12 protein-coding genes and 1 pseudogene are annotated in these 14,749 nt (G+C 34.3%); 11 read left to right on the forward strand and 2 right to left on the reverse strand.

Annotation, left to right across the window (positions count from 1 at the left end; genetic code table 11):
* Window positions 1-9 precede the first annotated feature (9 nt).
* Window positions 10-1,050, forward strand: coding sequence for an agmatine deiminase family protein (locus tag HYN56_RS14985; RefSeq protein WP_109192913.1), 1,041 nt, complete (start codon window positions 10-12; stop codon window positions 1,048-1,050).
* A gap of 214 nt (window positions 1,051-1,264) precedes the next feature.
* Window positions 1,265-2,449, forward strand: a complete 1,185-nt coding sequence (locus tag HYN56_RS14990) for an endonuclease/exonuclease/phosphatase family protein (protein WP_109192914.1) — start codon at window positions 1,265-1,267, stop codon at window positions 2,447-2,449.
* A 113-nt stretch (window positions 2,450-2,562) separates the two neighbouring features.
* Here the strand turns inward: HYN56_RS14990 and fahA are convergent, their stop codons facing one another.
* Window positions 2,563-3,846: a fumarylacetoacetase gene (gene fahA, locus HYN56_RS14995; RefSeq protein ID WP_109192915.1), complete on the reverse strand. Its 1,284-nt coding sequence runs from the start codon at window positions 3,844-3,846 to the stop codon at window positions 2,563-2,565.
* 110 nt (window positions 3,847-3,956) lie between these two features.
* On the opposite strand from fahA, the gene glyA reads away from it, so the two are divergent.
* The 4 genes from glyA (at window position 3,957) to HYN56_RS15015 (ending at window position 7,729) form a co-directional block, all read left to right on the forward strand.
* Window positions 3,957-5,231, forward strand: a complete 1,275-nt coding sequence (gene glyA, locus HYN56_RS15000; protein ID WP_109192916.1) for a serine hydroxymethyltransferase — start codon at window positions 3,957-3,959, stop codon at window positions 5,229-5,231.
* Between the two features lie 105 nt (window positions 5,232-5,336).
* The gene (gene miaE, locus HYN56_RS15005; protein ID WP_109192917.1) at window positions 5,337-5,930 is read left to right on the forward strand and encodes a tRNA-(ms[2]io[6]A)-hydroxylase; all 594 of its coding nucleotides are present in this window, start codon (window positions 5,337-5,339) and stop codon (window positions 5,928-5,930) included.
* Between the two features lie 259 nt (window positions 5,931-6,189).
* Window positions 6,190-7,230: a GMP reductase gene (locus tag HYN56_RS15010; protein ID WP_109192918.1), complete on the forward strand. Its 1,041-nt coding sequence runs from the start codon at window positions 6,190-6,192 to the stop codon at window positions 7,228-7,230.
* 1 nt (window position 7,231) lies between these two features.
* Window positions 7,232-7,729 carry a GNAT family N-acetyltransferase gene (locus tag HYN56_RS15015; RefSeq protein ID WP_109192919.1) on the forward strand — a complete coding sequence of 166 codons (498 nt, stop codon included), beginning with the start codon at window positions 7,232-7,234 and terminating at the stop codon, window positions 7,727-7,729.
* 276 nt (window positions 7,730-8,005) lie between these two features.
* Here the strand turns inward: HYN56_RS15015 and HYN56_RS15020 are convergent, their stop codons facing one another.
* On the reverse strand, window positions 8,006-8,584 hold the full coding sequence (locus HYN56_RS15020; protein WP_109192920.1) for a pentapeptide repeat-containing protein: 579 nt from the start codon (window positions 8,582-8,584) through the stop codon (window positions 8,006-8,008).
* Window positions 8,585-8,740: 156 nt separating this feature from the next.
* On the opposite strand from HYN56_RS15020, the pseudogene aspA reads away from it, so the two are divergent.
* From aspA to HYN56_RS15045, 5 genes and pseudogenes are all read left to right on the forward strand, one after another.
* A pseudogene (aspA, locus tag HYN56_RS15025) lies at window positions 8,741-10,151 on the forward strand (aspartate ammonia-lyase).
* Window positions 10,152-10,302: 151 nt separating this feature from the next.
* Window positions 10,303-11,577, forward strand: coding sequence for a BamA/TamA family outer membrane protein (locus tag HYN56_RS15030; protein WP_109192921.1), 1,275 nt, complete (start codon window positions 10,303-10,305; stop codon window positions 11,575-11,577).
* Between the two features lie 218 nt (window positions 11,578-11,795).
* The gene (locus tag HYN56_RS15035) at window positions 11,796-12,470 is read left to right on the forward strand and encodes a response regulator transcription factor (protein ID WP_109192922.1); all 675 of its coding nucleotides are present in this window, start codon (window positions 11,796-11,798) and stop codon (window positions 12,468-12,470) included.
* A 1-nt stretch (window position 12,471) separates the two neighbouring features.
* Complete coding sequence (locus tag HYN56_RS15040; RefSeq protein ID WP_109192923.1) at window positions 12,472-13,854, forward strand: HAMP domain-containing sensor histidine kinase; 1,383 nt, start codon at window positions 12,472-12,474, stop codon at window positions 13,852-13,854.
* 83 nt (window positions 13,855-13,937) lie between these two features.
* Window positions 13,938-14,660 carry a hypothetical protein gene (locus HYN56_RS15045; protein ID WP_109192924.1) on the forward strand — a complete coding sequence of 241 codons (723 nt, stop codon included), beginning with the start codon at window positions 13,938-13,940 and terminating at the stop codon, window positions 14,658-14,660.
* Window positions 14,661-14,749: the final 89 nt, after the last annotated feature.

Here is a 14,749-nt window from a genome sequence, read left to right on the forward strand (position 1 = left end):
AACCTGTTTATGTCAACAAATAATAGAAGATTTCCAGCAGAATGGGAAAAACAACAAGGAATTGTATTGTGTTTTCCGCATAATGGCAACGATTGGCCGGGAAAATACGAAGCTGTTCAATGGGCTTTTGTAGAATTTATAAAAAAGGTAGCCACTTTTGAAACTGTTTTTTTGGTTGTAGCCGATGAGAAACTGAAAGAAAAAGTTGCCGATATGCTTGAAAGAGCTCGTGTAAATCTTGAAAACGTTTCTTATATCATTCATAAAACCAACAGAAGCTGGATGCGTGACTCAGGGCCAATTATTGTTAGAAATGGTTTAAAAAGAGAAGCCTTAAATTTCAATTTTAATGGATGGGCGAAATATAAAAACTATCAGTTAGATAAATTCGTTCCGGGAAAAGTGGCCGATTTTATTGATGTTCCTTTAACTCAGGTAATGTATAAAGGAAAACCGGTAATTGTAGAAGGTGGTGCTATTGATGTAAATGGAAAAGGAACTTTACTGACTTCTGAAGAATGTTTAATGCATCCAACAATTCAAGTTCGTAACGCTGGCTTTACCAAAGAAGATTACGAAGCTGTTTTCAAAGAATATCTTGGGGTAACCAATGTAATTTGGTTAGGAGATGGAATCGAAGGAGATGATACACACGGTCATATCGACGATTTATGCCGATTTGTAAATGAAGATACCATTGTGACGATTGTAGAAACGGATAAAAACGATTCAAACTACAAACCATTACAGGACAACTTGAAACGTTTGCAAAATGCAAAATTAGAAAACGGAAAATCTCCTGTTATTGTGGCGCTTCCGATGCCAAAACGAGTTGATTTCGAAGATTTAAGATTACCGGCTAGTTATGCTAATTTCTTAATCCTGAATAATTGCGTTTTAGTACCAACATTCAACGATAGTAATGATCGTGTAGCATTGAATATTTTAGCAGAATGTTTCCCAGACCGAGAGGTTATTGGAATCAGTTGTATTGATTTCATCTGGGGATTTGGAACTTTACATTGTTTAAGTCAGCAGATTCCTGCATAAAAATAGTAGCTACAGCTTATAAAGTAATCGTTTTGATTTTTTTAATCTGTGATAGAATTGTCAAATACACAGAGGTTCTCTTGTGTTATTTAAGCTGTCACCAAAAGTGGCAGTTTTTTTTTGTTGTATATTTAACAGACGGATTTGCTGTGTGTCCCAACATCCTTCTTATATTCGTATGTTCAATAATGCAGAAATGCAGATTTAATTTTTTATGAAGAAAATATTTTTTATCCTTTCCGTGCTTTCTTCCGGAGTTCTTTTTTCACAGTCTGATTTGCAAGAAAAAACTGAGCTTACATTTGCGACCTACAATGTAAGCATGGAATCTGATAATTATTCTCCAAAAGGCGCAATGGGAAAATCGGAGCAGATACTGATTACTCAACTGAATTCAGGGCATAATGCTCAAATTAAAAATATTGCCCAGATTATTCAGACTGTTAGGCCAGATGTTATTTTGTTAAACGAATTTGATTATATTAAAGATCCTGAACTTGGTGTAAAGGCATTTATTAAAAATTATTTGAATTTGAGTCAGGGTGGAGCCACTGCCATTGATTATCCTTACTACTATTATTCAACGGTTAATACTGGTCAACCAAGTCCTTATGATTTGAACAATGATGGAAAGTTCAGTAATTTTGGAAATGATGCATGGGCATTTGGTATGTATCCTGGTCAATATGGGATGATGCTTTTGTCTAAATATCCTATTGATGTTAACGCGATTCGTACTTTTCAACATTTTAAATGGAAAGATATGCCGGGAGCATTGCTTACTAAAAAAGCAGATGGATCGGATTGGTATAGTAAGAAGGCATGGAAGGAATTTCCTCTATCTTCAAAATCTCATTGGGATCTTCCTGTACAGATTGGTAATGAAACAGTTCATATTTTGGCCAGTCATCCAACTCCTCCGACCTTTGATGGTGCTGAGGATCGTAATGGAAAAAGAAATCATGATGAAATCCGATTCTGGAAAGACTATATTTCAGACAATTCTGCTTCGTATATTTATGATGATAAAGGTATAAAAGGCGGTTTGTCTCCGAATTCTCGATTCGTTATATTGGGCGATCAAAACGCTTCATCAGTTGAGGGCGACGCTATTAGAGAAGGTATAAAGTCTTTAGTAGATGATCCGAAAATTAATAGCGACTTTACACCTGCTAGTAAAGGTGGTGCTGAATTTAGCCCTGAAAATTCTTTTGGAATCAATCATACTGCGTTTTGGAGAATGCGCGCTGATTATGTATTGCCATCCAAACTTGGTTTTAAAGTCATCAACAGTGGAGTGTTCTGGCCTGCAAAAGGTGAGCCAATGTCAGAATTAGTTGAAAAACGGGAATCAAGTTCTGATCATCGTTTGGTTTGGGTAAAGGCGATTCTAGAATAAACAATTTTTTATTTCAGTTTTTAGAGATTTAGATATATAGAAAACAAAAAACCTTGGCGATAACCAAGGTTTTTTGTTTTCTATATATCTTCAGATGATTCTTTATCTGCTCTTCATTGTCTGATAAACGGAGGTAATAATTGACTTGAAACTTCTCCAAAACCAATTCTTACTTCAGCATTTTCACAGAAACCTCTAATGATTACGGTATCATTATCTTCTATAAATTTACGTTCACCTCCGCCATTTAATTTCAACGGATTTTTTCCACCCCAGGTCAATTCCAGCATAGAACCGAAACTGTCAGGAGTTGGACCAGAAATAGTTCCAGAACCCATCATGTCACCAGAATTTACGCGGCATCCGTTTGAAGTATGATGTGCTAATTGCTGACTCATTGACCAGTATAGGTATTTGAAATTTGATTTCGAAATAACCGTTTCTTCTTGATCTTCAGGTTTTAATGAAACTTCTAAATGAATGTCAAAAGCTTTTTTACCTTTCGTTTGTAAGTAAGGAAGTGGTGTTGGATCTTGTTTTGGGCCCTTAGTTCTAAAAGGTTCCAAAGCATCCATAGTCACAATCCACGGTGAAATTGAAGTTGCAAAGTTTTTTGCTAAGAATGGTCCAAGAGGCACATATTCCCATTTTTGAATGTCGCGAGCGCTCCAGTCATTCAATAAAACCATTCCGAAAATATAGTCCTCAGCTTCGTAAGTTGGGATGTTTTCTCCCATTACATTGACATCAGTTGTAATGAAAGCAGTTTCCAATTCAAAATCGACTAAACGTGACGCGCCAAAAACAGGTGTTTCATGTCCTGCTGGCAGCGTTTGTCCCATTGGTCTGTGAACCGGAATTCCAGAAGGTACAATTGTAGAACTTCTTCCATGATATCCAACCGGAATATGAAGCCAGTTTGGCAATAAAGCATTTTCTGGATCACGGAACATTTTACCTACGTTTGTAGCGTGTTCTCTGCTCGAATAGAAGTCAGTGTAATCGCCAATCAAAACTGGCAATTGCATCTCTACATCTTCGATTTTAAATATAACAATATCTCGGTGTTTTGTTGAATCTCTAAGCTGCGGATTATTAATATCAAAGATTTCTGCGATACGATTTCGAACCAAACGCCATGTTTTTTTTCCGTCAGAAATAAAATCATTCAGCGTGTCCTGCATAAACATATCATCTGTTAAATCTATTCCCTCAAAATAGTTTAATTGTTGTAAAGCCCCTAAATCTATAGCATAATCGCCAATTCGTGTTCCCACTGTAACGACATTTTCTTTGGTAAGAAACACGCCGAAAGGAATATTCTGAATAGGGAAGTCGCTATTTTCTGGCACTTCTAACCATGATTTTCTACTGGTATCGTTGGCGGTTATAGGCATGTTAGATGTTAATTAGTTTGTTGAAAAAATACATGTCAAATATATCATAATCTAACAGTACAACAAACGTTTTTTTGTATTTTTGCGTGAAATTAACGAAAAACAAAAAAATGCAACGCGACGAACAAATTTTTGATCTTATCCAAGAGGAAAAAGAAAGACAAATTCACGGACTAGAGCTTATTGCTTCAGAGAATTTTGTAAGTGATGAAGTAATGCAGGCAGCTGGGTCTGTTTTAACTAATAAATATGCTGAGGGATATCCTGGCAAAAGATACTACGGCGGTTGTGAAGTAGTTGACGTTATTGAGCAAATTGCTATTGACAGAGCTAAAGAATTATTTGGTGCTGAATATGCAAACGTACAGCCTCACTCTGGTTCTCAGGCTAACACTGCTGTGTACCACGCTTGTTTGAATCCTGGTGATACTATTTTAGGTTTTGACTTATCTCACGGTGGTCACTTAACTCACGGTTCTCCAGTAAACTTTTCAGGACGTTTATACCGTCCGGTTTTTTACGGAGTAGATGCTGAAACTGGTCGCTTAGATTATGATAAAATTCAGGAAATTGCAACTAAAGAACAGCCAAAATTAATTATCGCAGGAGCTTCTGCTTATTCTCGCGATATGGATTTTGCTCGTTTCAGACAAATTGCTGACAGCGTAGGAGCAATCTTATTTGCTGATATTTCTCACCCGGCAGGTCTTATTGCAAAAGGATTATTAAGTGATCCAATTCCACATTGCCATATTGTTTCTACAACAACTCACAAAACATTAAGAGGACCACGTGGAGGTCTAATCTTAATGGGGAAAGACTTCCCAAATCCACAAGGATTAACAACTCCAAAAGGAGAAATCAGAATGATGTCCTCTTTATTAGACTTAGCTGTTTTCCCTGGAAACCAAGGAGGTCCTTTAATGCACATTATCGCTGCTAAAGCGGTTGCTTTTGGTGAAGCATTAAAAGATGAGTTTTTTACTTACGCAATGCAATTGCAAAAAAATGCAAATGCAATGGCGGATGCTTTCGTAAAAAGAGGTTACAACATTATCTCTGGCGGAACTGACAACCACATGATGCTTATTGACTTAAGAAATAAAAATATTTCTGGTAAAGAAGCTGAAAATGCATTAGTAAAAGCTGAAATTACAGTAAACAAAAACATGGTTCCATTTGACGATAAATCTCCATTTATCACTTCTGGTATTCGTGTTGGAACAGCTGCAATCACAACTCGTGGTTTAGTTGAAAAAGATATGGAAACTATCGTAGCTTTAATCGATAAAGTTCTTACTGATCATACAAATGAAGATCTTATCGAAGAAGTTGCTGAAGAAGTAAACGAATTAATGAGCGAAAGACCAATTTTTGCGTATTAATTAAGATAAGTCTTAAAGTTTTTAAAATCGAAAGTCAAAAGTCTTATTTTTGACTTTCGATTTTTGCTTTTAAGACTAATAACTTTTAACTCATAACTTTTAGAAATGGGCGTATTAAGATTACAATTGCCAACCGACCCAAGATGGGTAAATATTGTTGAGAAAAATATAGAAGAAATTCTAACCGATCACGCTTGGTGCGAGCAGAAAGCAGCAACAAACGCAATTACAATTATTACAAACAATCCTGAACATCAGGATTTGGTTCAGGATTTATTGGCTTTAGTAAAAGAAGAAGTTGATCATTTTGAGCAAGTGCATAATATCATCATCAAAAGAGGATTGAAATTAGGACGTGAGCGTAAAGACGAGTATGTAAACGAACTATACCAATACATGAAAAGAAGCGGAGATGGAAGCCGTGTTTCTGGACTTGTAGAAAGACTTCTTTTTTCTGCAATGATTGAAGCCAGAAGCTGTGAACGCTTTAAAGTGCTTTCTGAAAATATTCAGGATGAAGAATTGTCTGTTTTTTACAGAGAATTAATGGAAAGCGAAGCAGGACATTATACCACTTTCATTACTTACGCTCGTAAATACGGAGTTGGAATTGATGTTGAAAAACGTTGGAGAGAATGGTTGGCATTCGAAGAATCAATTATTACCAATTACGGGAAAAACGAAACGATTCACGGGTAGTTTTTTTAGTGGTCAGTGGTCAGGTTTTTTAGTGTTCAGTATCATTAGCAGTTCTCAGTTTTTAGATTTGTAAGACTGAGTGAAGTCGAAGTCCACGCAAAAGACAGAAAAAAATCCGCTTTAAATCCGCTTTAAATCCGCATTTTCGCGAAAGCGAATCACTTTTATCTACGTTAAATTTTTTAAGTTTATATAATCTAAAATCTAAAGTCTGCAATCTAAAATTCCCTATATTTGAGAGTAACCAAAAACTCGAACTATGAGAATAGAAATGGACTTAAAATTAGGATTTAAAGACGTAATGTTTAGACCTAAAAGATCAACGCTAAAAAGCAGATCAGAAGTTTCCTTAGAACAAAATTTCAAGTTTTTGCATAGTACTGCAAGTTGGACAGGAATTCCAATAATGGGTGCTAATATGGATACAGTTGGTACCTTTGAAATGGCAAAAGTTTTAGCAAAAGAAAAGCTTTTTACAGCAATTCATAAACATTATTCTCTTGAAGAGTGGAATGCATTTCTTCAAAACGCAACTCCGGATATTTACGATTATATCGCAGTCAGTACAGGAACTGGAAAAGAAGATTTTGATAAAATTGGAGAAATAATAACTGCAAATCCATTATTAAAATTCATTTGTATTGATGTTGCCAATGGTTATTCAGAACATTTTGTCCAGTTTCTAAAGAAAACCAGAAAACAATATCCAGACAAAATCATTATTGCCGGAAATGTTGTGACTGGTGAAATGACTGAAGAACTTTTATTAGCTGGTGCTGATATAGTAAAAGTCGGAATTGGCCCAGGTTCTGTTTGTACCACACGAGTAAAAACGGGTGTTGGTTATCCGCAGTTATCTGCAATTATAGAATGTGCCGACGCAGCTCACGGTTTAGGCGGACATATTATAAGCGATGGTGGTTGTACAACTCCGGGAGATGTTGCCAAAGCTTTTGGTGCAGGAGCTGATTTCGTGATGTTAGGCGGAATGCTTGCAGGTCACTCCGAAAGTGGCGGAGAACTAATTGAAGTGAAAGGCGAAAAATTCAAACAATTTTATGGAATGAGTTCTAAAACTGCAATGGACAAGCATTCTGGAGGAGTTGCAGAATATAGAGCAAGTGAAGGAAAAACAGTTCAGGTTCCGTTTAAAGGAGATGTGATTCACACTGTTTTAGATATTTTAGGTGGCATTAGAAGCACTTGTACTTACGTTGGAGCCTCAAGATTAAAAGAATTAACAAAACGAACGACTTTCATCCGCGTAAGCGAACAGGAAAATCAGGTTTTTACAAAATAATATGATTAAAATTACCGAAGCATCAATTGATAATATTGTTAAAATTCAAGAGATTGCACATATAACCTGGCCAATTACGTATGGCGAAATTTTGACTTCAGAACAATTAGAGTATATGTTAGATCTCATTTATTCTAATGAAGCGCTATCAAAACAAATTCAGAATAAAGAACAATTATTTTATTTGGTTTCAGATTCTGAATCAGTAATTGGTTTTATAGGAATTGAACATAATTATAAAAACGAAGCCATTACCAAAATCCATAAAATCTATCTTTTGCCAGAAACACAAGGAAAAGGATATGGCAAAACAGTTTTTGAATCTATTGAAAAACTGGCTTTAGAAAACAATTCAAATGAACTTTTATTAAATGTAAACCGTTTCAATACCGCTTTAAATTTCTATAAAAAGCTAGGTTTCGAAATTAAAGAAACCGTTGATATAGAAATTGGAAATGGGTATTTGATGGAGGATTATGTAATGGGGAAAAATATTTAAAAAAGGTAGTTCTTTCGCGCAATCTTGTCATTTCGACGAAGGAGAAATCTTCGTAAGAAACTCTACAAAGATTGGCTTTTCGTTGCGGAGTTACTCGTGGAGATTTCTCCTTCGTCGAAATGACAAACTTTATGTGTATACTTTGTAGAAATACTAGTGTGATCCTTCGTTCCTCCTTTAGATTTGTTTTTTGAAATTTAAGTAGATTTATGATTGAGAAAGGAAGCAAAAGTAAACTATTCGTTCAGGATGACAAACTGTACGCTTTTTAGTCGATTAAGACACAATCACATCATGTGTAAACAATAGTCCTTTCACTTCATTCAAAGAAAAAACAGCTTTCTTCAGTTTCGTTTTAGAAGGATCAATAGTATAATTGAAACTTGTTTTAAAATCGGCTTTATTGGCGATGGCTTTGTTAAATTCGGAACGGTATAAATCGCAATTGTCAAAAACTACACTGGTTAAATCTGTTGCCATAAAATCTACAGCAATTAAACTGCAATTGATAAATGGAGTTCCTTTTAGTTTTAAAGTATAAAACTTCGAAAAATCGAGAATACAGTCATTAAAATGTACTTCAAAAATTAGTTTGTCGCACATGGCGAAATTCACTTCTTTAATTTCGCATCGATTAAAAGTGACTGTTCTCAAAGCGACGTAATTAATCTTTGCTTCACTAAAAATACAATCATTAAAAACACAGTCAATAAAAGTAACGGCTAGAAAAGTGCAGGCAGAGAAGTTGCAATCATTAAATACGCAACCTTCGAAGTCTTTAAAATTAAGATCGTCTTTGGTGTAAATAATCGTATTGTATTCTTTATCAAGAAAATATTCGCTTTCTTTTTTCAACTCTTTCCAGTAATTATTTGAGGGTGAAAAGGTACTAATTTACCATAAAATAAATAGAACTAATCCTAAATCATTTTGATTCTAATTCTATTTTTAATGCTTAAAATGCTGTAGCTTTACGCTTATTTTTAAGTCAAAATTGATCAATTTTATTATATGGAACCAACAAGAAAGGAACATGATTTTTTAGGAGAATTAGAAATTCCGAATCATTTATACTACGGAATCCAGACTTTTAGAGCTGTAGAAAACTTCAATATTACCGGAATTCCCATTTCAAAAGAACCTCTATTTATCAAAGCTTTGGGTTATGTAAAAAAAAGCCGCGGCAATGGCAAATAAAGACTGCGGTGCAATCGATCCTAAAATTGCAGAAGCAATCTGTTATGGAAGCGATCAGGTTATTGCAGGGAAGTTTGATCAGGAATTTGTGAGCGATTTGATTCAGGGCGGAGCGGGAACCTCGGTAAATATGAATGCTAACGAAGTTATAGCAAATATTGGTCTGGAATATTTAGGTCATAAAAAAGGAGAATACAATTTTCTTCACCCAAATAATCATGTAAACTGTTCACAATCTACAAACGATGCTTATCCATCGGCTTTTAGAATTGCTTTGTATTTGAAAATGGAAAGTTTTATTAAAACTTTTGCAGGTTTAGAAGTTGCTTTCGCTAAAAAAGGAGAAGAATTTAAGGATGTCCTGAAAATGGGAAGAACGCAGTTGCAAGATGCCGTTCCAATGACGTTAGGACAGGAATTTAAAGCTTATGCGACTACTATTGGAGAAGATATCCAACGCTTGAAAAATGCTCAGGAATTATTGTTGGAAATCAATATGGGGGCAACGGCAATTGGTACAAAAGTAAATGCGCCCGAAGGTTATCCAGAAATTTGTGTAAAATATTTAGCAGATGAGGTTGGAATTCCGTTAACGCTTTCGCCAGATTTAATCGAAGCAACGGTTGATACAGGAGCTTATGTTCAGATTATGGGAACTTTAAAACGTTCTGCGGTTAAGATTTCTAAAATATGTAACGATTTACGTTTGTTGAGTTCCGGACCAAGAACAGGTTTAAACGAAATTAATCTTCCTGCACGTCAGCCGGGTTCTTCTATTATGCCGGGAAAGGTGAACCCAGTAATTCCAGAAGTAGTAAACCAGACTTGTTTTTATGTAATTGGTCAGGATTTAACAGTTACAATGGCAGCAGAGGCAGGTCAATTGCAATTGAATGTAATGGAACCAGTTATTGCTTTTGCCATGTTTACGTCATTAGATTATCTTTCTAATGCCATTCAGACTTTAATTGATAAATGTATTGTTGGAATTACAGCAAATGTTGATCATTGCTACAATATGGTAATGAATAGTATCGGAATCGTAACACAATTAAACCCAATTATTGGTTACGAAGAAAGTGCCAGTATTGCTGGAGAAGCTTTAAAAACAGGTAAAAGCGTACATCAAATTGCTGTTTTGGAAAGAAAGCTGATTACTCAGAAAAAATGGGATGAAATCTATTCTTTAGAGAATTTAATTCATCCAAAATTTATCACAAAGTAATTTTAGATATAAAATTTATAATAACAAGCCGTTAAGAAATTAACGGCTTGTTTTGTTTGTTTTAAAAATAGTATTATGTAAAGTATTGAAAATGAGTTATATTTACATGAGGTTTGAGTCTTGGATTATATAAAATTAAAACTTTACAAGTGTGGAATTTTTAAAAAACACAAATTTTAAGCGTACATTAAAAGTAGCCATTTTACTTTTTATTATTCCGTTATTTCTAAATGCTCAAACCGAAATAGAATCTCAAAATAAGGAAGAATGTTCTCCTAAAACTATTTTAGAACTTTTTAAGAAGAAAGATTCTGTTTACGTTGTAAAACCTACTAAAAATGATTTTTTTCTTGTAATTCCGGCCATTGGCTCTCAGCCTGCTACGGGATTTTTCTTTGGTGGTGTTGCACAATATACTTTCAAAGGAAAACAGGAAAACGACAAATATTCTGTAGCCAATCTTGGAATTCTTTATACCCTGAAAAAACAATGGATGATTAACGTTAAGAATAATATTCTGCTAAAGAATAATAAAATATTTCTAAGCGGAGATTATCGGTTTTATATTTTTTCACAACCGAATTACGGATTGGGAACAGCTATTATTCCGCCTCGAAGAGATCGTCCAGATGGTTTCAGTATTGATTCTATTGCACAATCCATGGATTACAATTATTTCAAGTTTCATCAAACGGCTTCTTTTGAGGTACGAAAGAATTTTTATGTCGGCGGAGGCATAAACATTGATTGGTACACTAATATAAAAGATAAAGAACTGGATGTTGAGAATGGAAATCTAACCTATCATTACAATTACAGTCAATTGCATGGTTTTGATAATTTAGAATATTTCCTCACTGGAGTCAGCTTGAATATGGTTTATGATTCTCGTGACAATCAGGTCAATTCTTCTCGCGGTTGGTTTGCGAATCTCAACTATCGCTTTAATCCGGTTTTATTTCACAATCAAAAATATAGCAATGTTTTGTATGCAGAATACAGGCATTTTATCCCGCTTTCGCGAAAGAATGATCGTTATATTCTGGGAATCTGGACTTACGGACAATTTGTAACCAGAGGTGATGTCCCGTATTTAAATCTTCCGGCTATCGGTTGGGATCAGCGAAGCAGGAGTGGAGAAGGTTACACTCAGGGTTTATTTAGAGGAAACGGATTAATTTATCTTTCAACGGAATTCCGTTTTCCAATTACTTGTAATCAAATGTTTAGCGGAACGATTTTTACCAATTTTGTAACTGCAAGTAATGCAGACAATAATACAGGACTTTTTCATTCCGTTCAGCCTGCCGCAGGAGTTGGATTCAGAATATTAATTGACAAAAAAACAAGAACCAATCTCGTTGCCGATTATGCCTGGGGAAATAATTCCAGAGGATTTTATCTAAATGCAGGTGAAGTTTTTTAATGTAAAACTTTTCAATTTGAGCCAGACGCAACATTAAATTTAAATTTTAAAAATTAAGAATCACAAGCATTTATCTAAAATAAATAGGAATAAGCAGGCTATTTGGCATGCTTTTTTATTTAATGTCCTAATTGTTCATAATTAAATCATAATTTCTATCCGTAATAAGTACTATTTTTAAAACTCAATCCTTATTTTTGTTGTATATACAAATTCCTATGAAGTTACTAATAGTCGAAGATGAGCCAAATCTATTATCAATTCTGCGTAAAGGATTTGCTGAAAATAATAATGAAGTTAGTGTAGCTCTTGACGGTAAGACCGCTTTGGAGATGATTCATAATTATACTTTTGACGTTGTAGTTTTAGATGTAATGCTTCCAGATATTAATGGAATCGAGATTTGCAGAAGACTTCGTGCCAGCAAGAATTTTGTTCCCATTTTATTGCTTACTGCTTTAGGAACTTCAGAAAACATTGTAACTGGCCTTAATGCCGGTGCCGATGATTATTTGGTAAAACCTTTTAAATTTGGAGAACTAGATGCCCGAGTGAATGCACTTTACAGAAGATCACATCAGGAAACTGAAAAAATTGATACTATCGTTATTGGTGATTTAGAGATAAACGGACGTGCCAAATCAGTAAAAAGAGGAGCTGATAGCATTATTCTCACCGCAAAAGAGTTTAAACTATTATATTATTTGGCAAAAAATATGGGAAGAATCGTTTCTCGTGACCAAATTTTAGATAATGTTTGGGATATTAATTTTGACATGAATACCAATGTTGTGGATGTATATATCACTTATTTAAGAAGAAAAATCGATAAGCCTTACGATACCAAACTTATTCATACTATGAAAGGTTTGGGCTATGTTATAAAGCCATAAAATGGATATTAGAAAAAAAATTACTTTTAACTACGTTGCCCTTTCTACCTTTAGTACGTCATTATTGTGCATTATTGTGTTTTTCTTGTTTAGGGAAAATAACAGATACCACTTCTTAAAACGTTTAGATGATAGGTCGAAAATTGTAGCGTCTATTCATTTTCAAAAAGATCCTGAGAAAATAAAATATTATAAAAATCTTCAAAAAAACGGTCTTGAAGAACTAATTGAGGAGGAAGAATATGTATTAAAAATCAACAGTCATAATTCTTTTGATTATAATACAAATCTAAATCTTCCGAATACTTTTTACACTAACATTTTAAGTACAGGAAAAGATTCTTACGAAAAAGATAATAAATATTATCTAGGCCAGATTTTTCAGGAAAACGGACAAAGATATATTGTTATTGTAGGAGCCAGAGACCGAAAAGGAAAAGATACAACGGTTTACATTGTCAAAATTATGCTTTTTGGAGGCATCGGTTTTGTGATTCTGGCTTTCCTTTTAGGGCGTTTTCTAGCAAAACGTGTTATTAATCCTGTTGCCCGCATTACAAAAGAAGTAAAAAGAATTAGTGCTTCTAACCTTCACAATCGTTTGCCCGAAGTTGAAAATTCTGACGAAATATCGGATTTGACCAATACCTTTAATAATATGTTGGATCGACTGGAAACTTCTTTCGAAATTCAGGCCAACTTTATTAATAATGCTTCGCACGAATTAAAAACACCAATAACGACCATTATTGCCGAAGCAGAAATTATGCTTCTTAAAGAACGTGCTGTAGAAGAATATGTAGAATCATTAGAAAATATATATAGCCAGGCTTCTCGCTTAGGAAACTTAACAGAAAGTCTTTTAAAGTTAACTCAAACAGGTTACGACGGACAAAAACAAGTTTCGGATGTTGCGAGAATAGACGAACTATTGTTGGATGTAAAATCGGATTTAGATAAGATTTATCCAGATAATCGGGTTAGCATTATAATTAATATTGCTCCAAAAGAGTCTAATCTGCTTTTGCTTCCATGTAACAAACCTTTATTAGAATTAGCGATTAATAATATCATTACAAACGGCGTAAAATATTCAGATAACAATGAAGTGTTTGTAAATCTTTCAGCAAATGATGAAATGATCAAAATTACGATCAACGATATTGGTATCGGAATCCCACCGGAAGATATTCCTCATTTATACGAACCTTTCTTTAGAGGGAAAATTGCAACTAAATATATTGGTTATGGTTTAGGACTTCCTTTAGCTTCCAAAATTATCAGAATGCATGAAGGAGAATTACAGGTTCAATCGGAGCAAAATAAGGGTACAATCGTAACGATTATCTTCAAAAAAAGAAACATTAAAAAATCTAATGTTTAATCTTAGGAAATTCTAATTTTAGATTAAGAAGCGTCTAATTCATTGATTGTTAATTTGTAAGTATAAACTAAACGATTATACTTATGAAAAACTTTCTTATACCTACGACTTTAAAAGATGATACAATTTCGGCTGTTAAATCTGCGGTGAATCAGTCGAAAGATACTGAATCAGAAATTATATTAGTATTAGTTTCAGAAGCGCCGGATACCTTTTCATCTTCCAGTTTTTTACGCGAAATGAGGTCAGGACTTACTAAAAGTCAGGAAGAGGTTTTGGAAACCTGCAGATACATTATCGACCATACTCCAAATGCAAAACTGAAAGTTCACAACCAATACGGACTTTCGGCACCTATTTTAAAACGCCTTATAGAAGCTTTTTCTGTAAAGTTAGTTATCCTTACGCATTCCTATAAACAGGAAGCCAAAAAAATCCATCAATATTTTGTGCAGCTGGCGGGAAATCAAAAATGTCCAATTCTGCATTTAAGTACAGAAATTAATAAAGAAGTTTTCAGTAAAGCTCTTTATGTAGAAAATTCAACAGCCAATATTCACGTAAAAGATGTACAGCAGTATTTAAGCGAGAATTTCTCTTTTGAAATTGTAAGCCAGACAGCCAATTTCGAAGATAACTACGAGAATGTTGCTCCATTTTTATCAGAAGCCATTTCAAAGCATAACATAGACATGCTTGTAGAAACTAGAAAAGGCGAAAAAATCAAATTTAAAAAAGTAAAAAAAGAAAATGTCAATGAGAAATTGGGACTTCCAGTGCTCTCATTGTATGAAGAAATAGTTTAGTTCTTAGTACCTAGTCCCTAGTTATTTGTCTTTATAATTAATTGACATTTACTAAGGACTAGGTACTAAGAACTAATTACTAAACAGCT

Origin of the sequence: Flavobacterium crocinum (genome assembly GCF_003122385.1) — a bacterium.
Classification (GTDB): domain Bacteria; phylum Bacteroidota; class Bacteroidia; order Flavobacteriales; family Flavobacteriaceae; genus Flavobacterium; species Flavobacterium crocinum.

Coding starts and splice junctions, on each gene's coding strand:
- HYN56_RS14985 (WP_109192913.1), top strand. CDS start 10: ATGTCAACAAATAATAGAAGATTTCCAGCAGAATGGGAAAAACAACAA.
- HYN56_RS14990 (WP_109192914.1), top strand. CDS start 1,265: ATGAAGAAAATATTTTTTATCCTTTCCGTGCTTTCTTCCGGAGTTCTT.
- fahA (WP_109192915.1), bottom strand. CDS start 3,846: ATGCCTATAACCGCCAACGATACCAGTAGAAAATCATGGTTAGAAGTG.
- glyA (WP_109192916.1), top strand. CDS start 3,957: ATGCAACGCGACGAACAAATTTTTGATCTTATCCAAGAGGAAAAAGAA.
- miaE (WP_109192917.1), top strand. CDS start 5,337: ATGGGCGTATTAAGATTACAATTGCCAACCGACCCAAGATGGGTAAAT.
- HYN56_RS15010 (WP_109192918.1), top strand. CDS start 6,190: ATGAGAATAGAAATGGACTTAAAATTAGGATTTAAAGACGTAATGTTT.
- HYN56_RS15015 (WP_109192919.1), top strand. CDS start 7,232: ATGATTAAAATTACCGAAGCATCAATTGATAATATTGTTAAAATTCAA.
- HYN56_RS15035 (WP_109192922.1), top strand. CDS start 11,796: ATGAAGTTACTAATAGTCGAAGATGAGCCAAATCTATTATCAATTCTG.
- HYN56_RS15040 (WP_109192923.1), top strand. CDS start 12,472: ATGGATATTAGAAAAAAAATTACTTTTAACTACGTTGCCCTTTCTACC.
- HYN56_RS15045 (WP_109192924.1), top strand. CDS start 13,938: ATGAAAAACTTTCTTATACCTACGACTTTAAAAGATGATACAATTTCG.